At 71.0% G+C, this 22,150-nt stretch carries 18 protein-coding genes; 15 read left to right on the forward strand and 3 right to left on the reverse strand.

All coding sequences use genetic code 11. From position 1 onward, the window contains the following. Nucleotides 1–105: 105 nt before the first annotated feature. The 9 genes from steA (at nucleotide 106) to ACGFIO_RS35855 (ending at nucleotide 13,256) form a co-directional block, all read left to right on the forward strand. Nucleotides 106–1,284 (forward strand): putative cytokinetic ring protein SteA, encoded by a 1,179-nt coding sequence (steA, locus tag ACGFIO_RS35815; RefSeq protein WP_392833589.1) that lies wholly within the window; start codon nucleotides 106–108, stop codon nucleotides 1,282–1,284. Nucleotides 1,285–1,302: 18 nt separating this feature from the next. Further along, nucleotides 1,303–2,247: a copper transporter gene (locus ACGFIO_RS35820; protein ID WP_392833592.1), complete on the forward strand. Its 945-nt coding sequence runs from the start codon at nucleotides 1,303–1,305 to the stop codon at nucleotides 2,245–2,247. A gap of 23 nt (nucleotides 2,248–2,270) precedes the next feature. Then, the gene (locus tag ACGFIO_RS35825) at nucleotides 2,271–3,068 is read left to right on the forward strand and encodes a hypothetical protein (RefSeq protein ID WP_392833594.1); all 798 of its coding nucleotides are present in this window, start codon (nucleotides 2,271–2,273) and stop codon (nucleotides 3,066–3,068) included. Further along, nucleotides 3,065–4,744 carry a murein biosynthesis integral membrane protein MurJ gene (murJ, locus tag ACGFIO_RS35830; protein WP_392833597.1) on the forward strand — a complete coding sequence of 560 codons (1,680 nt, stop codon included), beginning with the start codon at nucleotides 3,065–3,067 and terminating at the stop codon, nucleotides 4,742–4,744. Before ACGFIO_RS35825 ends, murJ begins: the two co-directional genes overlap by 4 nt. Beyond that, complete coding sequence (locus ACGFIO_RS35835) at nucleotides 4,741–5,826, forward strand: glycosyltransferase family 4 protein (RefSeq protein WP_392833600.1); 1,086 nt, start codon at nucleotides 4,741–4,743, stop codon at nucleotides 5,824–5,826. Before murJ ends, ACGFIO_RS35835 begins: the two co-directional genes overlap by 4 nt. Then, nucleotides 5,823–8,087 (forward strand): hypothetical protein, encoded by a 2,265-nt coding sequence (locus ACGFIO_RS35840; protein ID WP_392833602.1) that lies wholly within the window; start codon nucleotides 5,823–5,825, stop codon nucleotides 8,085–8,087. The genes ACGFIO_RS35835 and ACGFIO_RS35840 overlap by 4 nt, the downstream gene beginning before the upstream one ends. A 105-nt stretch (nucleotides 8,088–8,192) precedes the next feature. Beyond that, nucleotides 8,193–9,920 carry a CTP synthase gene (locus ACGFIO_RS35845; protein WP_392833603.1) on the forward strand — a complete coding sequence of 576 codons (1,728 nt, stop codon included), beginning with the start codon at nucleotides 8,193–8,195 and terminating at the stop codon, nucleotides 9,918–9,920. Next, the gene (locus ACGFIO_RS35850) at nucleotides 9,917–10,498 is read left to right on the forward strand and encodes an NUDIX domain-containing protein (protein ID WP_392833604.1); all 582 of its coding nucleotides are present in this window, start codon (nucleotides 9,917–9,919) and stop codon (nucleotides 10,496–10,498) included. Before ACGFIO_RS35845 ends, ACGFIO_RS35850 begins: the two co-directional genes overlap by 4 nt. A 64-nt stretch (nucleotides 10,499–10,562) precedes the next feature. After that, entirely contained in the window at nucleotides 10,563–13,256 is a 2,694-nt protein-coding gene (locus tag ACGFIO_RS35855; RefSeq protein WP_392833606.1) for a peroxidase family protein, read from the forward strand. Between the two features lie 10 nt (nucleotides 13,257–13,266). Here the strand turns inward: ACGFIO_RS35855 and ACGFIO_RS35860 are convergent, their stop codons facing one another. Both ACGFIO_RS35860 and ACGFIO_RS35865 read right to left on the reverse strand, forming a co-directional pair. Continuing rightward, on the reverse strand, nucleotides 13,267–14,082 hold the full coding sequence (locus ACGFIO_RS35860; RefSeq protein WP_392833609.1) for a carbohydrate ABC transporter permease: 816 nt from the start codon (nucleotides 14,080–14,082) through the stop codon (nucleotides 13,267–13,269). After that, entirely contained in the window at nucleotides 14,079–14,915 is an 837-nt protein-coding gene (locus ACGFIO_RS35865; protein ID WP_392833612.1) for a carbohydrate ABC transporter permease, read from the reverse strand. Before ACGFIO_RS35865 ends, ACGFIO_RS35860 begins: the two co-directional genes overlap by 4 nt. 200 nt (nucleotides 14,916–15,115) lie before the next feature. Here ACGFIO_RS35865 and ACGFIO_RS35870 point away from each other — a divergent pair, with 200 nt between their 5' ends. Genes ACGFIO_RS35870 through ACGFIO_RS35890 form a run of 5 tightly spaced genes read left to right on the forward strand, consistent with a single transcriptional unit; the run spans nucleotide 15,116 to nucleotide 20,469 of the window. Then, entirely contained in the window at nucleotides 15,116–15,922 is an 807-nt protein-coding gene (locus ACGFIO_RS35870; protein ID WP_392833615.1) for a hypothetical protein, read from the forward strand. After that, nucleotides 15,919–16,800 (forward strand): PfkB family carbohydrate kinase, encoded by an 882-nt coding sequence (locus ACGFIO_RS35875; protein ID WP_392833617.1) that lies wholly within the window; start codon nucleotides 15,919–15,921, stop codon nucleotides 16,798–16,800. The genes ACGFIO_RS35870 and ACGFIO_RS35875 overlap by 4 nt, the downstream gene beginning before the upstream one ends. A gap of 22 nt (nucleotides 16,801–16,822) precedes the next feature. After that, entirely contained in the window at nucleotides 16,823–18,172 is a 1,350-nt protein-coding gene (locus ACGFIO_RS35880; protein ID WP_392833620.1) for an ABC transporter substrate-binding protein, read from the forward strand. Nucleotides 18,173–18,184: 12 nt separating this feature from the next. Further along, complete coding sequence (locus ACGFIO_RS35885; protein WP_392833623.1) at nucleotides 18,185–19,687, forward strand: mannitol dehydrogenase family protein; 1,503 nt, start codon at nucleotides 18,185–18,187, stop codon at nucleotides 19,685–19,687. 26 nt (nucleotides 19,688–19,713) lie between these two features. Further along, nucleotides 19,714–20,469, forward strand: coding sequence for a DeoR/GlpR family DNA-binding transcription regulator (locus ACGFIO_RS35890; RefSeq protein WP_392833625.1), 756 nt, complete (start codon nucleotides 19,714–19,716; stop codon nucleotides 20,467–20,469). Between the two features lie 168 nt (nucleotides 20,470–20,637). Here ACGFIO_RS35890 and ACGFIO_RS35895 read toward each other — a convergent pair whose 3' ends face one another. Further along, nucleotides 20,638–21,126: a MarR family winged helix-turn-helix transcriptional regulator gene (locus ACGFIO_RS35895; RefSeq protein ID WP_392833627.1), complete on the reverse strand. Its 489-nt coding sequence runs from the start codon at nucleotides 21,124–21,126 to the stop codon at nucleotides 20,638–20,640. A gap of 95 nt (nucleotides 21,127–21,221) precedes the next feature. On the opposite strand from ACGFIO_RS35895, the gene ACGFIO_RS35900 reads away from it, so the two are divergent. Then, complete coding sequence (locus tag ACGFIO_RS35900) at nucleotides 21,222–22,133, forward strand: NmrA family NAD(P)-binding protein (protein ID WP_392833630.1); 912 nt, start codon at nucleotides 21,222–21,224, stop codon at nucleotides 22,131–22,133. Nucleotides 22,134–22,150: the final 17 nt, after the last annotated feature.

Genomic DNA, 22,150 nt, shown 5'->3' on the forward strand with positions numbered 1-22,150 from the left:
ACCGTGGTGGGCAGAGAAAAAAGAAAAGAGATTTGCCCCTTTTGGGGGTGAGTTCGAGCATGTCGCGCGAGCTGAGGGTGAAGCCGCGTGACAGGATGGTGCACGATGCGACTTCCCACCTTGCGCCGGACCCGGACGGTCGAACCGGGGGCCTTCGCCGGCACCGCCCGCGTCGACCGCCGGACCAAACGCCTGGTCGGGCGGCTGCGCCCTGGTGAGATCGCGGTCATCGACCACGTCGACATCGACCGGGTGGCCGCCGACTCGCTGGTCGCGGTCGGTGTGCTCGCGGTGCTCAACGCCAAGCCGTCGATCTCGGGGCGCTACCCCAACCTCGGCCCGGAGGTGCTCGTCCAGGCCGGCATCACGCTGATCGACGGCCTGGGTGAGGACCTGCTGGAAAAGGTCAGCGAGGGCGACCTGGTCAGCATCGAGGACGAGAAGGTGCTGGTCGACGGCGAGGTGGTGGCCACCGGCATCCGGCAGGACGCGGTGACCGTGGCGACCGCGATGTCGGAGGCCCGTGAGGGTCTGTCGGTGCAGCTCGAGGCGTTCGCCGCGAACACCATGGACTACCTCAAGCAGGAACGCGACCTGCTGCTCGACGGCGTCGGCGTACCCGAGGTGGAGACCCGGATCGCCGGGCGGCACGTGCTGATCGTGGTGCGGGGGTACGACTACAAGGCCGACCTGGACGTGCTGCGACCGTACATCCGCGAGTTCAAGCCGGTGCTGATCGGGGTGGACGGCGGCGCTGACGCGCTGGTCGAGAACGGGTACAGCCCCGACATGATCATCGGGGACATGGACTCGGTCACCGACGACGTGCTGCGCTGTGGCGCCGAGATCGTGGTCCACGCGTACCCGGACGGTCGTGCTCCTGGTCTTGATCGGGTCTCGGCCCTGGACGTGCCGGCCTTGACCTTCCCGGCCGCGGCGACCAGCGAGGACCTGGCCATGCTGCTGGCCGATGAGAAGGGCGCGTCGCTGATCGTCGCGGTCGGCACCCATGCCAACCTGGTCGAGTTCCTGGACAAGGGGCGCGGCGGCATGGCGTCCACCTTCCTGACCCGGCTCAAGGTCGGCGGCAAGCTGGTCGACGCCAAGGGGGTGAGCCGGCTCTACCGGCAGAACATCTCCGGCTCGTCGCTGCTGCTGCTGGTGCTCTCCGCGGTGGCGGCGATGGCCTCCGCGGTGGCCGTGTCGACGGTCGGTAAGGCGTACCTCGCCGTGGTCTCCGAGTGGTGGGACAATCTCCTGTTCCAGCTCGGCCACCTCTTCTAGCCGTAGGGATCTCTCCCCGTGATCAACTTCCGGTACCACGTGGTGTCGCTGACGGCGGTCTTCCTCGCCCTGGCCATCGGATTGGTGGTGGGCACCGCGGCGCTCAACGGCCCGGTCGCCGACAGCCTCAAGGAGCAGGTGCAGTCGGTCAGCAAGGACAACAGCAACCTGCGTGATCAGCAAAATCAGTACCGCGAGGAGCTGAACCGGGCCCAGGACTTCGCCACCGAGGTGTCGCCGGCGCTGCTCAACGGCAAGCTGACCGGCCGCAAGATCCTGGTGCTGGCCCTGCCCAACACGCAGAAGTACGCCGACCAGGTGATCGCCATGTTGCAGGTGGCCGGGGCGACGATCACCGCCAAGGTCTCGGTCCAGGAGAAGTTCTTCGAGCCGGTCAACGGGGTCGAGCTGCTCGACCTGGCCGAGCAGGCGTCCCAGCCGACCGTGCCGGCGGCGGGGCTGCCGATGAACAGCGACGGGGTCGAGACCTCGGGCGCGCTGCTGGCCCGGGCGCTGCAGCAGCAGACCACCCCGGTCAGCGCGACCGATCTGACCGCGGTGCTGGCGGCCTACTCCGAGCCGGGCTACATCACCGCCGACGAGGTGGACGGCAAGGCGCCGACCGGCGGCGCCGAGGCCACCGTGATCGTTTCCGGGCTGCCCGCGACCGACACCAGCGCGACCAAGAAGAGCCAGGCCGCGGTGACCCTGACGACCCAGTTCAAGGGGACCGACCGGCCGCTGGTGGTGGCCGGGGACGGCGCCGTGGACGGCAACCTGGTGGCCGGCGTGCGCTCCGACCCGCTGCTGGTGAAGACCATCTCCACGGTGGACAACGCCAGTTCCACCCAGGGCCAGCTGTCCACCGCCCTGTGCGTGATCGAACGGGTGGTGCAGGGCAGGGTCGGCCAGTACGGCCTGGCCGCCGGCGCCACCTCGCTGGTGCCCAAGGCCGCCGCCTGACCGCCACTCCCTAAACTTCGTCCATGCGAAGGACCGCACCCGGCGTCGCCGCCCTCACCGCCCGCACCGTGCTCGCCTGGATCCGCCGTGATCCGCGGGCCGCCGCGCTCGAGCGCACCAACTTCCGCGGCCGCACGGTCACCCTGGCCGGTGGCCCGGCGCTGGCCGCCGGGGCGACAGTCGGGGCCGCCCTAGGCGCCGGCTCGGCCCGCACGGCCGCGGCCGCGGTCGCCGCCGGCGCGGTTTCCGGCGCCGTCGGCTTCTACGACGACCTGATCGGCAACCGGCCCGAGCAGAAGGCGGTGAAGGGCTTCGCCGGGCACCTCGGCGCGCTGCGCGAGGGACACGTGACCAGCGGCCTGGTCAAGATCGCCGGGGTGGGCGCGGCCGCGCTGGTGGCGTCGGCGCTGCTCGGCGGCCGCAAGCGCGACATCGTGCTGGGCGCGGGCGTGATCGCCGGCACGGCCAACCTGGTCAATCTGCTCGACCTGCGCCCGGGGCGTGCGATCAAGGCGGGAACGGTGATCGGCACGCCGCTGTCGCTCGGCGCCGGCGGGGGCTTGGCCGCCGGGGCGCTCGGTGCGGGGGCGGCGCTGCTGCCGGACGACCTGGGCGAGGAGATCATGCTCGGCGACGCCGGGGCCAACGCGCTGGGCGCGCTGCTCGGGCTGGCCCTGGCCGCGCGGACCGGCACGGCCGGGCGGGCGGTGGCGCTGACCGTCCTGGCCGGCCTGACCGCGGCCAGCGAAAAGATCAGCTTCACCAAGGTCATCCAGGAGACGCCGTGGCTGCGTCGGCTGGATGAGCTCGGCCGTTCGTGAAAAAACTCGCCGGTGCCGCGCTCCTCATCACCGCCCTGACGGTCCTGTCGCGGATCGCCGGGTTCGGCCGGACCGTCGTCTTTCTGCGGAGCGTCGGCGACGGGCCGCTGGGCAACATCTACAACGCCGCCAACACCATCCCGAACATCGTGTTCGAGCTGGTCGCCGGGGGTGCGCTGGCCTCGCTGGTGGTGCCGCTGCTGGCCGGCGACGTGGCGGCGGCCCGGCCGGACCGGGCCGGCCGGGTCGCCTCGGCCCTGCTGACCTGGGTGCTGGTGGCCATGGTGCCGCTCGCGATCCTGGTGGCGCTGCTGGCCGGGCCGATCAGCGGGCTGCTGCCGGACGTCCCGCCCGAGCACCGCGCGGTCGCCGCGAGCATGCTGAGGGTGTTCGCGCCGCAACTGCCGCTCTACGGCGCCGGGATCGTGCTGACCGGTGTGCTCCAGGCGCACCACCGCTTCGCCTGGCCGGTGATCGCCCCGCTGCTGTCCAGCGTGACGGTGATGGCGGCCTATCTGACCTATGCCGGGGTGGACGGGTCGCGGACGGACTTCGGTGGGCTCACCCGCACCGGTGAACTGGTCCTCTCGATCGGCACCACGCTCGGGGTGGTCGTGCTGGCCCTGTGCCTGCTGATCCCGCTGCGCCGGTTGCGGCTGCGCTGGCGGCCGAGCCTACGCTTCCCGGGCGACGAGGGCCGGCGGGCGGTGCGGCTGGGCTGGGCCGGCGCGGTCACGGTCGGTTCGCAGCAGGTGATGGTCGGCGTGGTCATCCTGCTCGCGGTGAGCGACGGGCTGACCGCTTACAGTGCCGCCCAGACGGTCTTCCTTCTGCCCTGGGCGGTGCTGGCGGTGCCGCTGGCCACAGCCGTGTATCCGACCCTGTCGGCCGCCGATCCGGACGGTTTCGACCGGGCGCTGGCGCCGGTGGCCCGCTCGGTGGTGCTGCTGGCCGGTCTGGGCGCGGCCGCGCTGTTCGCTCTGGCCGAGCCGGTCGCCTACCTGGTCGGCACCCGGTCGGCCGCGCCCGGGATCCGAGGGTTCGCGGCCGGATTGTTCGGGTACGCCCTGTTCGCGCTGCTCTCCCGTGCGTTGTACGCCCGGGGCGCCACGCGCGCGGCGGCCGCCTCGACCGCGGCCGGGTGGGGGGTCGCGGCGGTGGCCGCGGTGCTGCTCACGTGGGGGCTGGGGGAGGAGCGGCAGGTGTATGCGCTGGGGCTGGCCAACGCGATCGGCATGTCGGTGATCGGCCTGCTGCTGGTGTACGCGGTCCGCCGCCACGCCGGTGCCGCGGCCCTGAGCGGGCTGGGCCGGGCGGCGGCGGCCGGTATCGTGGCGGCGGTCGTCGCGGCGCTCGCCGGCTGGTCGCTGACGCGGGCGATCGCGAGCGGGATGGGCCCGGGCTTCGGCGGCAGCGTGGTGCAGGGGCTGGCCGGTGGCCTGGCGGTGCTCGCCGCCTACCTGGCCGTGGTCCTCCTGCTCGACCGGCGTGACCTGCGAGGACTGCGCGGCCTGCGCGGCCGCCGGACCCGAGAGGCCGACGGAGGCAGCGACGGTACGACACTGGCGGTGGAGAAGGACGCGGCGGCGGAAAGCGACGTGGCGGTAGGGAAGGACGCGGCGGCGGAAAGCGACGTGGCGGTGGGGAAAGACGCGGCGGGGAAAGGGGAGACGTGAGCAGCGGCAAGGTGGCCCTGGTGCTGGGCTCGAGCACCGGCGGAGTCGGCAACCACATCGCCTCTCTGGTCCGCGGCCTGGTCGCGGCCGGCCGGCCGGTGCTGGTGTGCGGTCCGGCCGCCACCGACGAGCTGTTCGGCTTCACCGCCGCCGGGGCCGCGTTCGCCGCCGTCGAGATCCCGCCCAACCCGGGACCGCAGGATTCCGGCGCGGTCCGCGCCTTGCGCCGCGAACTCGCCGGGCAGGGCGTCACCGTGATCCACGCGCACGGGCTGCGGGCCGGCCTGGTCGCCGGCCTCACCCGGCCGTCCGTGCCGCTGATCGTCACGCTGCACAACGCGGTGCTCGGCAAGGGCTTCCGGGCCAGCGCGTCGCAACTGGTCGAACGGATCGTGGTCCGCAACGCCACGCTGGTCCTGGGCGCGTCCGAGGACCTGGTCGAGCGGGCGGTCGCGCTGGGCGGCAGGGCCCGGCTGAGCCCGGTGGCCGCACCCGCCCTGCCGCCGGCCAAGCGGTCCCGGGCCGCGGTCCGAGCCGAGTTCCGCCTCGCCCCGGACGTACCCCTGATCCTCTCGGTCGGCCGGCTGCACCCACAGAAGCGTTACGACCTGCTGGTCGCCGCGGCGGCCCGGTGGCGGTCGCTGACCCCGTCGCCGGTCACCGTGGTGGCCGGGTCCGGTCCGAGCTACATGCCGCTGGCCCAGCAGGCCAGCGAGACGCACGCCCGGTTCCATCTGCTCGGCCGGCGCGACGACGTGCCCGACCTGCTGGCCGGGGCCGATCTGGCCGTGGTGACCAGCGACTGGGAGGCGCGGCAGCTGTTCGCCCAGGAGGCGCTACGGGCCGGCGTACCGCTGGTCTGCACCGCGGTCGGCGGCCTGCCGGGACTGGTCGGCGAGGCGGCGGTGCAGGTGCCGCCGGGCGATGTGGACGCGCTCGACGCCGCGGTCCGCCGCCTGCTCGACGACCCCGGGCTGCGGGCCGACTACGCGCGGCGCGGGCCGGAACGCGCCGCGGCCTGGCCGGACGAGGCCGCCACGGTGGCCGACGTGCTCGCCGCCTACGACGAGGTGAGTGGGTGAGGCTCCGCCCGCTTCGGACGCTGCCGCGACGGGGGATGAACCGGCTGCGGCGGATGCGCCGGGCCGGTTTCCCGGTACGCGCGGTACGCGGCTGGCTCCCCTACGTCATGGTCCTGGTCGCGGCGGCCGCCGGGGTGACGGCGCTGACCGTACGCCCGGCGCCCGGACCGGCCAAGCAGCCGCTGGACTACGTGGTCGTGGCCGGTGCGGCCGGGCTGCGCTGGGATGACCTCGACCCGCGGCTCACCCCGAACCTGTGGGCCGAGGCCGGCAAGGGTTCGGTGGGCTGGCTGTCGGTGCGCTCGGGCCACCGGGTGACCTGCCCGGCCGACGGCTGGCTGACGCTGGGCGCCGGCAACTACGCGGCCTGGGACGACGCGGCCGTCCCGGGCCAGTGCCCGCCGCTCGCCCCGGCGCTGACCCGGCCGGACAACCTCGGCGCGAGCATCGACCAGCAGAAGAACATCGTCCAGGACAATCAGGCACTGCCCTACGGCGCGGTGCCGGGCGCGCTGGCGGAGTCGGTGCGCTGCACTGTCGCCGTCGGGCCGGGGGCGGCGATCGCGGCGGCCCGCCCGTTCGGCCGGGTCGACCGGTACGAGGCCGAGCTGCCCGCCGACGCCAAGCCGCTGCTGTCCTCCTGTGTGCTCAGCATCGTCGACCTGGGCACCATCGCCGGTTCCGGGCCGCAGCGCCGGGCCGCCGTGGCCCGCGCCGACGCCCTGCTGGCCCGGGTGGTGGCCGGCCGCCCGGACCGCTCGCTGATCGTCGTCGCCGGGGTCGGTGGCACGTCCAGCTCGTCGCGCCTGCACGTGGCCATGGCCGAGGGGGAGGGCTGGGACGGCGGCTGGCTCACCTCGGCCGGCACCGGCCGCGACGGCTACCTGCAACTGGTCGACCTGGCCCCGACGGTGCTGACCGCGCTCGGCCGCCCGGAGCCGCAGGGCCTGTTCAGCGGGCGGACGGCGACGACCGTGCCGGGCCGCCCGGCCGGCCTCGAGGACGCGGTCCGCGGCGACCACGACGCCGACCGGCGGGCGACCGCCCAGCGGGGGGTGGCCGACGAGTTCTTCGCCGCCCTGGCCGCCGCCGATCTGGCCTTGTTCCTGGCCGCGGTGCCGCTGATGGTGCGGGCCCGCCGGCACGCCGGCCCGCGGGGCCCGGCGGCGCCGTCCCGGATCCTGCTCGGCGCGGTGGAGGTGGCGCTGATCGCGGTGGCCCTGGTGCTGCCGGCGGCGCTGCTCGCCGACGCGGCGCCGTGGTGGCGGGCGAGCCGTCCGGGCCTGGTCTTCGCCTTGGTCACGCTGGCCCTGGTGGCGATCGGCACGGCCGCCGTCCGGGTCGCGCCACGCTATCCACGGACCCTGTGGCCGATCGGCTCGGTCGCCCTGATCGGGGCCGTGGTGGTCGGCGCCGACCTCCTCACCGGCGCACAGTTGCAGCTCAACGGGGTGGCCGGATACTCGGCGGCGGCCGGGGGCCGGTACGCGGGCGTCGGCAACGTCGGGCTGGGCGTGTTCGTCACCGGGATGCTGGTGGTGGCCGGCTGCGTCGCACAATATCTGCGCAAGCCGTGGCGGCCGGTGGTGATGGTGCTGATCGGCGGGCTGGCGGTGGTCATGGTCGGCAGCCCGTACCTGGGCGCGGACCCGGCCGGCGCGATCGCGGTGACCGCCGGGGTGTGCGTGGCCGCGGCGATCAGCGCCGGTGGCTGGCTGACCTTCTCGCGGTTCGCCTGGGCGACCCTGGCCGGGCTGGGCGTGACCATCGGGTTCGCGGCGCTCGACCTGCGCCGGCCGCCGTCCGAGCAGGGCAGCCTGGGCCGGATCCTGACCGCGCTGGCCGACGGTACGGCCGGTCCGGCTTTGCAGCGGGCGGCCGCCGCGAACAGTCTGTCGCTGGTGGACAGTCCGCTGACCGTGATCTCGATCATCGGCGTGCTGATGCTGGCGTTCTGCCAGTTCTCGCCCTGGGGCGGGCTGAACCGGCTGTTCGGGCTGCATCCGGCGTTGCGGGCGGCGGGAGCCGGAACGACGGTGACGGCGCTGCTGGCCGGGCCGCTGGGGGGTACGGCACTGACCGTGGCCGGGGCGGCGGCGGCTGTGGCCGTACCCGTCGCGGTGTTGACGGCCTTGCGCGTGCTCGACCACGCCGCCGACCGCACCCGGCCCGACGGTGAGACGGACGGCCCCGGAGGACCAGGAATCGCCCGGAATGTCGCAGACACGCGGGGCGACCAGCCCGAACATGCCCCGGCATGAAGAGGTGTTACCGTGGAATCCCGTGGATGGCGCTGCCTCGCTTGGGTTGAAGCAAGCTCAGCGCCGGTTCGCAAGACCCTGTAGGACCGACCACGGGAGCTGGCTTTGGCCGTCACAGCGCGCGACACCCGACACATTTTCGTCACCGGGGGCGTCGCCTCCTCGCTGGGCAAGGGCCTCACCGCCTCCAGCCTCGGCAATCTGCTGACCGCGCGCGGGCTCCGGGTCGTGATGCAGAAACTCGACCCCTACCTGAACGTCGACCCCGGCACGATGAACCCGTTCCAGCACGGTGAGGTGTTCGTCACCGAGGACGGCGCCGAGACCGACCTGGACGTCGGCCACTACGAACGGTTCCTCGACCGGTCACTGTCGGCCAAGGCGAACGTCACGACCGGCCAGATCTATTCGGCGGTCATCGCCAAGGAGCGGCGCGGCGAATACCTGGGCGACACCGTGCAGGTCATCCCGCACGTGACGAACGAGATCAAAGAGCGCATCTTCGCGATGGCCGATCCGGACGAGTGCGGGCGTACCCCCGATGTCGTGATCACCGAGGTCGGCGGCACGGTCGGTGACATGGAGTCGCTGCCCTTCCTCGAGGCGATCCGCCAGGTCCGGCACGAGATCGGCCGCGACCACGTCTTCTATCTGCACGTCTCGCTGGTGCCCTACCTGGCGCCGTCGGGCGAGCTCAAGACCAAGCCGACCCAGCACTCGGTGGCCACCCTGCGCAACATCGGTATCCAGCCGGACGCGCTGGTCTGCCGCAGCGACCGGGAGATCCCGGAGAAGCTCAAGCACAAGCTGTCGCTCTACTGCGACGTCGACCGCGAGGCCGTGGTGGCCTGCCCGGACGCGCCGAGCATCTACGACATCCCCAAGGTGCTGCACCGCGAGGGACTGGACGCGTACGTCGTCCGCCGGCTCGGCCTGTCCTTCCGTGACGTCGACTGGGCCAGCTGGGACGACCTGCTGCAGCGCGTGCACCACCCGCGCCGCACGATCACCGTCGCCCTGGTCGGCAAGTACGTCGATCTGCCGGACGCATACCTGTCGGTGAGCGAGGCGATCCGCGCGGCCGGTTTCGCCAACAACGCCAAGGTGCAGCTGCGCTGGGTGCCCAGTGACGAGTGTGACACCCAGAGCGGCGCCGCGAGCGCGCTCAAGGGCGTGGACGGCATCGTGATCCCGGGCGGCTTCGGCATCCGCGGCATCGAGGGCAAGATCAATACTTCGCGGTACGCCCGGGAGAACGGCATCCCGATCCTCGGCCTGTGCCTGGGCCTGCAGTGCATGACCATCGACGCCGCCCGCAACCTGGCCGGGCTGGCCGGGGCCAACTCGCTCGAGTTCGACGAGACCACCCCGAACCCGGTCATCTCGACGATGGCCGACCAGCAGGACATCGTCGCCGGCAAGGGCGACATGGGCGGCACGATGCGGCTGGGCGCGTACCCGGCGGCGCTGACCCCCGGGTCGATCGTGGCCGAGGCGTACGACAGCACCGAGATCTCCGAGCGTCACCGCCACCGCTACGAGGTCAACAACGACTACCGCGACAAGCTGGCCAAGGCCGGTCTGAAGTTCTCCGGCACCTCGCCGGACGGGCGCCTGGTCGAGTTCATCGAGCTCGACCGCGATGCTCACCCGTTCTTCGTGGCCACCCAGGCGCACCCCGAGCTGAAGAGCCGGCCGACCCGGGCGCACCCGCTGTTCGCCGCGTTCGTCAAGGCCTCCGTCGCGTACGCGGCCGCCGACGAGCTGCCGGTCGGCCCGCTGGCCGAGGTCTCCGAGGTCCCGGCCCAGTCCGAGCCGGTCGCCGCGTCGTGACCACCTTCGAGCACGAGACGCTCGACCGCACCGAGCGGTACGCCGGGCCGATCTTCACCGTCTATTCCGACCGGGTGACGATGTCGAGCGGCGGTACCGCCGTCCGCGACGTGGTCGAGAACAAGGGCGCGGTCGGTGTGGTGGCGCTGGACGACGTCGGCCGGGTCGTGCTGATCCGCCAGTACCGGCATCCGGTGCACGAGCGGCTGTGGGAGATCCCGGCCGGGCTGCGCGACGTCAAGGGCGAGGACCCGCTGGTCACCGCCCGGCGCGAGCTGGCCGAGGAGACCGACTACCGGGCCGCCCGCTACGACCTGCTGATCGATCTGCAGACGTCGCCCGGGTTCAGCAACGAGACGATCCGGGTCTACCTGGCCCGCGACCTGACGCCGGTGCCGGACGACTCCCGCTATCAGCGCGAGGACGAGGAGGCCGACCTGGAGATCGCCTGGTTCGATCTGGACGAGGCGGTCGCCATGATCCTCCGCGGCGAGATCACGAATGCGTCAACGGTGGCGGGCCTGCTCGCGACCGCACGGACACGCGATGAGGGCTGGGCGACTCTCCGGCCGGTCTGAGGGGTCTTTCCGGGGGCTGTCTGAAGTAGATTGACGGCCCTCGGTTCCCTTTTTGGAGGCGGCTTTGTGGTCTGAGAGCTATCTGGGTGGGTCGCCGGAGGCGGAACGCGTCCTCTTCGAGGACCTCGCGCGCAAGATCATGCGGGCCCAGGTGAAGAACGCGGCCGGCGGGAAGATCGTTGCGGGCTTTCAGGCCAAGGGTACGTACGTCGTGGACGAGGCCTCGCTGCGGTTCGTCGACGACCTGCCGCCCGAGCTGACCGCCGGCTTCGCCCAGCCGGGGGCCGCGTACCCGGCCACGGTCCGGTTCAGCAACGCCGAGGGGCGGCTGCTGTCCGACAAAGACGCCGACCTGCGCGGCGTGGCGCTGCGGGTCGACGGCCACGACCTGACGATGACCAGCGCACCCGTCGCGCACGCCCGCGACGCCCAGCAGTTCGTCGACTTCGCGCTGCTCACCGCCGGGGGCGGGCTGTCCCGCGCCACCGGTCTGCTGCGGCTGCCGTTCGTGGTCGGTCCCGTCGAGGCCGTCCGCATGATCCGCAACATCCTCGGTGGCCGGACCACGATCGCCAGCGTGGCGACCATCTCGTATTGGAGCCGGACGCCGATCCGCTGGGGTGACACCGCGGTGCAGTACTCGCTGCGCCCGCTCGCCCCGGCCGCCGCGCAGCCCTTCGACGGTCCGGATTTCCTCACCGCCGAGATGGCCCACCGGCTCGCGGCCGGCGACGTCCGGTTCGAGCTGTGCGTGCAGCCGTTCCGGGACGCGAAGGCCACGCCGATCGAGGACGCCGCGGTTGACTGGCGTTCACCCTCGGCGCCGCCGATCGTCGTTGCCGTGCTCACCATCCCGCGGGGGACACCCACCTCCGGCGCCAACCTCCGCTACAACCCGTGGAACACGACCGAGGAGTTCCGGCCGCTGGGCAACCTCAACCGGGTCCGCCGGGCCGCCTACGACGCCAGCGCGGCCCACCGCAACCGGGAGCGGTTCGTCACCGAGGTGCCGTTGCGCAACACCATCTTCGGTGGCCTCGCGGGCCGGATCTTCGCGACCGCCAACCGCTTCGTCCCGTGGCACAAGATGCCCGGGGCGCTGGCCCTGCTCAACCTCGCGTCGTTCCGCGACGTGCTGCGCCGGGACAACCTGATCGACACCGAGGCGCGGGAGGCGCCGCCGCGCGTGCGTACCGTGCCCGCCGTCGCCTCTCCGGCCGAGCGAGAGTTCCGTACCCATGACGGCAGCGCCAACGACCTGTCCGATCCTCGGATGGGTGCGGTCGGCGCCGCTTTCGGCCGCAACATGCCCGCCGCCCCGCGCCCCGACCTGCACGACACCCCGAACCCGATAGTGGTCAGCCGGGAACTGCTGCGGCGCGAGAAGTTCATCCCGGCCACCACGCTGAACATCCTGGCCGCGACCTGGATCCAGTTCCAGGTGCACGACTGGGTGGTGCACCAGCGGCACCAGCTCGGCCAGGCCGACGTGCACGTGCCGCTGCCGCCCGGCATGCCCGGCTGGGTCAACACGCCGGGCGGGCCGGCCGAGTCGTCGATGCGCATCGGCGGGAACATCCCGCTGGCCAACGGCGCCTTCGGCAACGTCGTCTCGCACTGGTGGGACGGCTCCGAGGTGTACGGCACCTCACAGAGCGCCGCCCTGGCCCTTCGCGACGGGGCCAAGTTGCGGCTGACCGCCGAGGGCTACCTGCCGACCGACGTGCGCGGCGCCGAGATCACCGGCTTCAACGAGGCCTGGTGGCTGGGCCTGAGCAGCATGCACACGCTGTTCGCGCGGGAACACAACGTGCTCTGCGACGAGTTGCGCTCCCGCAACCCCGGATGGGACGACGAGCGGGTCTACCAGACCGCCCGGCTGATCGTGGCCGCCCTGATCGCCAAGATCCACACCATCGAGTGGACGCCGGCCATCCTCAAGACCGACACCCTGTACAAGGGCATGAACATCAACTGGAGTGGCGTACCCGCGAATGATCTCCTGTCCCGGATCGGCGTCTGGCTGACCGACGCGCACGCGCTGCACGGCATCCCCGGCACCACGCCCGACCACCACGCGGCGCCGTTCTCGCTGACCGAGGACTTCGTCACCGTCTACCGGATGCACCCGCTGGTCCCCGACGACTTCTCGTTCGGCGCCGCGGGTACGCGTACGCTGACCGATCTGCTCGGCGACAAGGCCGACGACGAGCTGCGGGCGATCGGGCTCACCGACGTGCTGCACTCGTTCGGCACGGCGCATCCGGGTGCGATCACGTTGCACAACTTCCCGCGTACCCTGATGAACCTGGAGCGGGACGGCGAGCTGATCGACCTGTCGGTGGTCGACCTGGTCCGCACCCGGCGACGGGACATCCCGCGCTACAACGACTTCCGGGCCGGGCTGCACATGCCGCGCCTGAACCGCTGGGACCAGCTGAGCTCCGACCCGGCCACGGTCGAGCGGCTGCGTGGCGTCTACCGCAGCATCGACGAGGTCGACACCATGGTCGGCATGTTCGCCGAGACCCCACCGGACGGTTTCGGCTTCTCCGACACGGCGTTCCGGGTCTTCATCCTGATGGCGTCCCGCCGCCTGCAGAGCGACCGCTTCCTGACCGTCGACTACCGCCCGGAGATCTACACCCAGTTCGGCCTGGACTGGATCGCCGAGACCACGATGAGCAAGCTCATCCAGCGCCACTGCCCGACCCTGACCCCACCGCCGGAGAACGCCTTCGCTCCCTGGGCCTCGTGAGCTCCGAGCCCTACCTGATCGCTCCCATCGAGAGGCCCTGCACCAGCCGCTCCTGGGCCGCGAACCCGGCGATGAGCACCGGAAGCGAGATGACCGTCGACGCGACACAGAGCTGCGCGAGGAAGAGTCCCTGGCTGGTCACGAAGCTGGTGAGGTAGACCGGCGCGGTGCCGGCCACGGTCGCGGTCAGGGTCCGGGCCAGCATCAGCTCGTTCCAGCTGAAGATGAAGCAGATGAGGCTGGTGGCGGCTAGTCCGGGCCGCACGACGGGTGCGACGACCCGCGTGAGGGTCTTGATCAGGCCGGCACCGTCGAGGGCAGCCGCCTCCAGCATCTCCCGGGGGACTTCGGCCAGGAACGACTGCATCATCCAGACGGCGATGGGCAGGTTCATGGCGGTGTAGAGCAGTACCAGGAAGCCGATCTGGTCGAGCAGGCCGGCGCGGCTGGCCACCAGGTACAGCGGGAGCAGCCCGGCCACGACGGGCAGGAATTTGGTCGACAGGAAGAAGAACAGGACGTCGGTCCACTTGCGAACGGGCTTGATCGAAAGTGCGTACGCGGCCGGCACCGCCAGCACGAGCACGAGACCGGTCGAGGCGACCGAGGCGATGACCGAGTTGATGAGCGCTGCCCACGTGGCGAAGCTGTTACTGAAGAAGGCCTGGTAGCCGGCGACGGTCAGGTGCGCCGCGACCGACGGTGGGTTCGTGGCGGCCTGAGGTTCGGTGTGCAGCGAGGTGAGGATCATCCAGACGATGGGAACGATCGCCAGCAGGCCGGCCGCCCAGGCCACGAGGGTCCAGATCCGGCCCCGGGTGGTCATCGGGTTCCCTCCCGGAACAGCGACGACACGACGCGAAGCGCGAACGTGGCGATGACGATGGTGCCGACGACCACGACCACGCCCATCGCCGAGGCGAGCCCGTAGTCCTGGGCCTGGAAGAAGGTTCGGTAGATCGTGTACGGCAGGTTGGAGGTGCCCAGGCCGCCCTGGGTGATGGTGAAGACGGCATCGAAGTTCTGGACGATGTAGATGCCGCCCAGCAGGGCACCGAGTTCGAGATATCGGCGCAGGTGCGGGAAGGTGATGTACCGGAAGACGTCGACGCCGCCGGCACCATCGATGTGGGCCGCCTCGACGGTATCGGGCGGCAGGCTCTGCAGGCCGGCCAAGATGATCAACATCATGAACGGTGTCCACTGCCAGATCAGGCCGGCCTCGATGGAGATCAACGGGTACTCGGACACCCATGCCGGCTGGGGCGCGGCCGACGACCCGAACAGTGACCAGACCCAGTTCAGGACGCCGTTGATCAGTCCGTAGGACGTGTTCAGCAGGACGTGTTTCCAGATCAGCGCCGACGCGACGGGCACCAGCAGGAATGGCGCGATCAACATGGTCCGGACCATGCCGCGGCCGGCGAAACGCCGGTTGAGCAGCAGCGCCAGGATCAGCCCGAGGACGAGCGAGACCCCGACGACGACCAGGGTCAGGATCAGGGTGGTCGCGACGGACGAGCGCAGCGCCGCGTTCTGCACGACCAGCCGGAAGTTGTCCAGGCCGGCGAAGGCGCGATCCTCGGGGTAGAGCGCGTTCCACCGCATGAGTGAGATGACCAGAGTCGCCACGAAGGGCACCTGGGTCAGCACGATCATGAAGATCAAGGCGGGCAGAAGCGGTGCTCGGCGCGCCCATGCGGCTCTGCGCGCTGTTCGTTGCTGGGTTCCGATTGGATGGACAGTTGCGCTCATAACGGGGCACTCCACGTGTTAAACGAAAGTTAGTGGAAGCTGTTGACTTACGAAGGCTTTCGGCAGAAGCTATCGGCAACAAGCTGTTAACACAAGGGAGCGACATGGGACTGGGAACGAGCATTCGACTGGCCCGGCTGTTCTCGCACAGCTCCGGAAACCTGTTCGGCGCGGCGATCGATCACTTCGTCGGATACGGCGACGTCCGGGCGGGAGGCCTGGCCGATCTGCCCGGCGCACTGAGCCGGATCATGGCCGCCGGTCCGGATGCGGTGACGATGATCAGTGGCACGGCCGGTCGGCTGTGGCCGAGGCACGCCGGCCGGGCCGCCCTGATCGTCCAGGGCGGCTGCTTCACCGCTGACGACCGGGTCCAACAGCTGATCGGTACCCCGGAAGACGCTGTCCGGCTCGGCGCCGACGCCTTGGCCGTAGCCATCCCGGTCCGGGGCGACACCGAGGGCAACTACCTGCGGTGGCTCTTCGACACCGTCCGCGCCGCCGCCCCGCTGGAGATGCCGGTCGTCGCGCACATCTACCCCCGCGACGAACGGAAGCAGATCGTCTTCACCCCCGAGGAGATCGCCTGGGCCGTGCGATGCGGACTGGAGACCGGCGTCGACGTGATCAAGGTCGGCTACCCGGGCGACGAGGCGGCCTTCGCCGAGATCGTCCGAACCTGCCCCACACCGATCGTGCTCGCCGGTGGACCGAAGACCGGCACCTTCACCGCGGCCCTGCAGCAGATCCAGGACGGACTGCGGGCCGGCGCGGTCGGCGCGGTCGTCGGCCGCAACCTCTGGGGCGCCGACGACGTGACAGCGGCCGGCAGTGCCTACGCGGCGGTCATCCACGACGGCGTACCCGCCGAGACCGCGGCCGAGCCGGTCAGGGCGAGGACCGGGCGGTGACAACCGGGTTCGCGGTGGTCGGCGGCGGCGCCGTCACCGTCGACCGGCTCGTCTTCGTCGACGCCCCGTTCGGTGACGGAAAGGGACGGGTCATCGGTCAGGAGACCCGGTTCGGCGGCAACGTCGCCACCGCGATGGTCGCCGCGGCGCGGGCCGGCACGACCTGCGCGTTCATTGGGCACCTGCCCGATGAGACAACCGGCGGCGGCGTGCTCGGCAACCTCCGTTCCGAAGGCGTCGACGTGGCCCACGCCCGAATCTCCCCCGACACCCCGCCGATACGGTCAGTCATCATCGTCGGCCCGGACGGTCGGCGCTTCATCGCCTACGACGACCGCACGACCATGGGGCTGCCGGACGACGTCGACCTCGGCCTCGTCCGGTCGGCCCGAGTTCTGATCCTCGACGAATACGGCCTCCCCGGCGGCATCCGTGCCGCCGAGGCGGCGCGGGCCGCCGGCGTCGCCGTCGTGGCCGACATCGAGCGGGCCGGCGGCCAGCGGATCGCCGACCTCATCGACCTGACCGATCACCTGATCGTCCCGCTCACGACGGCCACGTCGCTGACCGGCGCCGACGACCCGGTGGCGGCGGCTTCCGGGCTCTGGCGACCCGACCGGGCCGCCGTGGTGGTGACCGACGGCGCCAACGGCTGCTGGTATCGCACCCGTGACGGGCACGCGGGTGTGCGGCACCGGCCGGCCGAGCCCGTCACCGTCGTCGACACCACCGGTTGCGGCGACGTCTTTCACGGAAGCTACGCCGCCGCCCTCGCGCAGGGCGAGCCGATCGACATCTGTGTGGCGCGCGCGAGCGCCGCGGCCGCCGAGTGCGCGACCCACCCCGGCGGCATCGGACCACGGGAAACAACCCACTGACACCGGCAAAGGACCCCTCACCATGAAACGACACTCGAGACTGGTGGCCGCCCTCATGGCCGTCAGCACCATCGCCTCCGGTTGCGGCGGCGCCGGCGGCGGCAGTGACAGCACCTCCGGCGGTGGCGGCACCGTACGCGTCCTGATGGTCAACAACCCGCAGATGAAGCTGCTGCAGGAACTCACCCCCGAGTTCACCCGGGAGACCGGCGTCAAGGTCGCCTACACCGCGCTGCCCGAGAACGACGTACGCGACAAGGTCAACCAGGAGTACTCGAGCCAGGCCGGCCAGTACGACGTCACCAGCGTGAGCGCCTTCGAAGTGCCGATCTTCGCGAAGAACGGGTGGATGACCCCCCTCGACGGCTACGTGAGCACGACCCCGGACTTCGACCAGGCCGACGTCTTCCCCGCGTTCACCACCGGGCTCGGCGCGGGCGGCAAGCTGTACGGCGAGCCGTTCTACGGCGAGTCGTCCTTCCTGATGTACCGCAAGGACGTCTTTCAGGAACGGGGACTGACCATGCCCGACCACCCGACCTGGGACCAGGTGGCCGACCTGGCCGCCAAGGTGAACAAGGCCCGGCCCGGGATGGCCGGCATCTGCCTGCGTGGCCTGGCTGGATGGGGTCAGAACCTCGCCCCGCTCAACACCGTGATCAACACGTACGGCGGCCAGTGGTTCGACGCCGACTGGACCGCCAAGCTGAACAGCCCGGACGTCAGTGCCGCGACGCGGATGTACGTGAACCTGCTCCAGACGTCCGGTGAGCCCGGCGCGGCCGAGACCGGTGTCCAGGAGTGCATCAACATCGTGCTGCAGAGCAAGGCCGCGATGATGTACGACGCCACGTCGATCGCCGGTCTCTTCGAAGCGGGCGACTCGCCGATCAAGGGCAAGATGGGCTACGTCGCGGCGCCGGTCGACCAGACCCGGAACTCGGGCTGGCTGTGGACCTGGGCCTGGGGCATCCCGAAGTCGAGCCGGAGCGCGGACGCCGCCTGGAAGTTCATCAGCTGGGCGTCCAGCAAGAAGTTCGAGCAGGAGGTGGGCGACAGGTACGGGTGGAGCAAGGCGCCGACCGGAAAGCGCTCGTCGACGTACGCGCAGGCCGGCTACACGAAGGCCGCGTCGGCGTACTACGAGCAGGAACAGTCGGCCTTGCGGAACGCCAACCCGGTCCAGCCCGGCGTCAGTCCGCAGCCCTACACCGGCGTCCAGTTCGTCGGCATCCCGGAGTTCCCGGACCTCGGAACCCAGGTGTCGCAGGAGATCGCCAACGCGATCGCCGGCAAGGAGACAGTCGACCAGGCGCTGGCGAAAGCGCAGCGGCTGGCCGAGCCGGTCGGGGCGACCCACCGCGGCAAGTAGGGACGTTCACCCATGACCCAGCTAAGAACGGCCACCATCTCGTCGGCCTCGCGCCACACCGCAGTGCCCGCGTACGACCGGACAGCCGTCTCACCCGGCATCGTCCACATCGGCGTCGGCGGCTTCCACCGCGCACACCAGGCTGCCTACCTCGACTCTCTGCTGGCGGCCGACGCCGGAGCCCGGTCCTTCGGCATCAGCGGGATCAGCCTGCTGCCCCAGGACCGGCGGATCGTCGAGGTCATGAACGACCAGGACTGCCTCTACACGCTCCTGGTCCGTCACTCCGACGGAAGCATCGAGCCCCGCGTCATCGGCTCGATCGTCGAGCACCTGTTCGCACCGGACGACCCCGAACGAGTGCTCACCCGCATGGCCGACCCGGCCACCCGGATCGTGTCGCTCACCATCACCGAGGGCGGATACTTCTACCGGGCGGCGCACGACCAGATCGACATGGACGCCCCCGACCTAGAACACGACCGTACGAGCCCGAGCGCACCACGAACCGCGTTCGGCTACATCATCGAAGCCCTGCGCCGGCGGACGGCACGCGGCACCCCGCCGTTCACCGTGCTCTCCTGCGACAACGTCCATGCCAACGGCGACGTCGCCCGCCGGGTCGTCGTCGCCCTGGCCACCGCCCAGAACCGGGCCCTCGGCGAGTGGATCGAAAGCAATGTCGGCTTCCCCAACTCCATGGTCGACCGCATCACCCCTCGAACCTCCGACAGCGACATCGAAGCGGCCGCGGCCGCCACCGGCCTCACCGACGCGTGGCCGGTGGCCTGCGAGCCCTTCGCGCAATGGGTGATCGAGGACAGGTTCACCGACCGGCGGCCGGCCTGGGAACTCGTCGGCGCCCAGTTCGTCACCGACGTGCGGCCGTACGAACTGATGAAGATGCGCATCCTGAACGCCGGGCACCAGACCATCAGCTACGCCGGTCGGCTGCTCGGCCACCGGTACGGCCACCAGTCGTCCACCGACCCGGTCATCGGTGCCCTGCTCGACCGCTACACCCGCACCGAAGCCGCGACGACCCTCCCCGACGTCGCCGGGATCGACGTCGACGCCTACTGCACGACCATCGCCGAGCGCTTCGCCAACCGGCAGATCCGCGACACCATCACCCGGCTGACCAGTCAGAGCTCGACCAGCCTGCCCAGCTTCGTCCTGCCGGTCATCCGTGACCTGCTCGACCGCGGCCGGCCGGCGCCGGCGGCGACGGCCGTGGTGGCCGCGTGGGCGCGGTTCCTGGAGGGGGTCGACGACGCCGGCCGGCGCTACGAGGTCGACGATGCCCGTTCGGCCGACCTCTGCGCCCGTGCGGCTCGTCACGACGACGATCTCCTCGCGGTGATCCGCGGCAACCCGCTGTTCCACGGGCTGGAGGGCCGGCCCGAATTCGAGCGGCCGTACGCCGACACTCTGCGCGACATCCGTACCGCCGGCACCCGGGCCGCGCTCACCAGCGTCCTCGGGCCGACCGGCCCGGCCGTCCGCGGACGGTGACCGGCGACGTGGTGTTCACTGGTCCTGTGCTCGCCGAAGACCGCCGCAACCAGATCCTCGAGCTGCTCTATGCCCACCGGGTCGTCCGCACCCGGGACCTGCAGGAGAAGTTCGACGTCTCCGACGTGACGCTCCGCAGCGATCTGCAGGAACTCGAGCGCCGCGGGCGGCTGGTACGCACCCGTGGCGGTGCGGTCCTGTCCAACGCCGCCTCGGAAAAGACGACGTTCGACTCCCGGCTGATCCGCAACCGGGACGCCAAACGGCGGATCGGTGCGGCGGCATCGCAGTTCATCCACGGCGACACGACGGTGGTCTTCGACGCCGGCACGACGGTGCTGGCGCTGGCCCATCACATACCGCAGGTGAAGAACCTGACCGTCGTCACGCCGGCGCTGAATACCGCCCAGCACCTGCTCTCCGTCGACGGGGTGGACGTCGTCATGATCGGAGGGCCGGTCGACAAGGAGGCGATCAGCACGGTGGGGCCGGCCGGCCGGTACGGCGACGACCTCGCCCACACGACGTTCCTCGGCGCCCACGGCATCGACGGGGACCTCGACCTGGTCGACGTCTCACGCCAGCTGGCCGACTCGAAGCGGCAGCTCCTCCGGGCCGGACGCCGCGTCATCCTGCTCGCCGACTCCAGCAAACTCGGTGTCGAGGCCCCGGCGAAAGTGGCCGCGCTGAACACCGTCGACATCCTGATCACCGACGAGGAGGTTCCGGAAGGCCTGGCCGCGGAGATCCGGGATGCCGGCATCGAACTGATCGTCGCGTAGGCCCAGCTTCGCGGTGGGCCTTTTCCAAGGCGCAACCATTTACGCACGTGGAGCGGCTCGGCGCCCCGCTGTCACCGTCAGCGTTCCCGGCACCGCGCTGACCTCTGGCCGGGGGGCCAACCCAAGCTTGTGGCGGACGGCGGACTCGTGACGACCGCCGGCGAGCCGTCACTCCGGGGCGGAGACCCGGCCTGCGCTGTCGCCGAAGATCGCCGGGACTCTTTCGGCCAGGAGGATGTCGAAGGCCGTGTCGGCGAACCGCTGCTGATCGGCCGCGGGTAGGTGCGCGACGACCTGTCGCAAAGCGTCGGACACCTCGGCGTAGAAACTGTCGGTGATGCGTTTGCCCTGGGGTGTCAGGGCGACCGTCACCGCGCGCCGGTCGTGCGGGTTCGTGTCCCGGCGCGCGAGTCCGCGTCTTTCGATCCGGTCGACCAGCCCGGTGAGGCCGGGCCGCTCCACCCCGAGCATGCGGGTGAGTTCGGTCATGCCCCGCGCCTGATCCTTGATGACACACATCAGCTCGGCTTGTGCTGGGCTGAGGTCGTGCCGGCCGCAGATCCGCGCATAGTGCCCCTGCACGAGGAACGACAGCCGGACCAGCGCGGCCGCGATATCCGAGCTGTCCGGCACGGGGTGGTGTCCCTTCCTCGACATGACTTCCGATCATACCTTGCGCAACTTCGCGACGCGAAGTAGTTTCATTCGCGGCACGAAGTATTCCAAGGTTCCATGTAGCGAAGGAAGAAACTGTGAGCAATGCAGTCATCGCCCTGGTCGGCGGTAGCGGACAACTCGGCACGCTCGTCGCCGACGAGATCCTCGCACTCCCGGACGTCCAGCTGCGCCTTCTGGTGCGGCCCGGCCGCCGCGACCGGGTGGCCCACCTCGAACGCCGCGGCGCCCAGATCGTCGAGGGTGCGATCGGCGCCGGTGCCGAGCCGGCTCTGGCCGCTTTCGCCGCCGGGGCCACCACCGTCATCTCGGCCGTTCAAGGCGGCCCGGAGGTCATCATCGACGGGCAGAGCTCCCTGTTGCGCGCGGCGCGCGACAACGGCGTACGCCGCTTCATCCCGTCCGACTTCTCGCTGAACCTGTTCACCGTCGCGAAGGGCCAGATCCTGTCCTCGGACACTCGCCGGGCCTTTGCCGACGTGGCCGCCGCTGAGGCCGGCGACGTCGAGGTGGTCCACGTCCTCAATGGCCAATTCCTGGACCGGAAGGTCCTGTTCGGCTTCATCCGTGTTATCGACCCTGCCACCCGGACTGCCTACGTCTGGGGCGACGGCGACACCCCGATGGACTTCACCACCTACGCCGACACCGCCCGCTATACGGCCGCCGCCGCCACCGACGACAGCCCGATCGGCGACGTTCTGGGCGTCGCCGGCGACACCCTGACTTTCCACGAGACCGTTCTCGCCTTCGAGAAGGCCTCGGGCAAATCCCTGCGGGTGGAACGCCTCGGCTCGATGGCGGACCTCGACCAGCGCATCGCCGACCGGCAGCGGAGCGACCCCGCGGATTTTCACGCCTACCTGCCGCTCATGTACTACCGCGCCCAGCTCAACGGCACCGGCCGGATCGAACCGCTCATGAACGACCGTTACCCGTCGGTCACGCCGTCCACCGTCGAGCAGTACGTCACCCGCGAAGGACTCTGAGCCGCCCGTCGAGCATG

Origin of the sequence: Actinoplanes sp. NPDC049265, assembly GCF_043197135.1 — a bacterium.
In the GTDB taxonomy this organism is placed as follows: domain Bacteria; phylum Actinomycetota; class Actinomycetes; order Mycobacteriales; family Micromonosporaceae; genus Actinoplanes.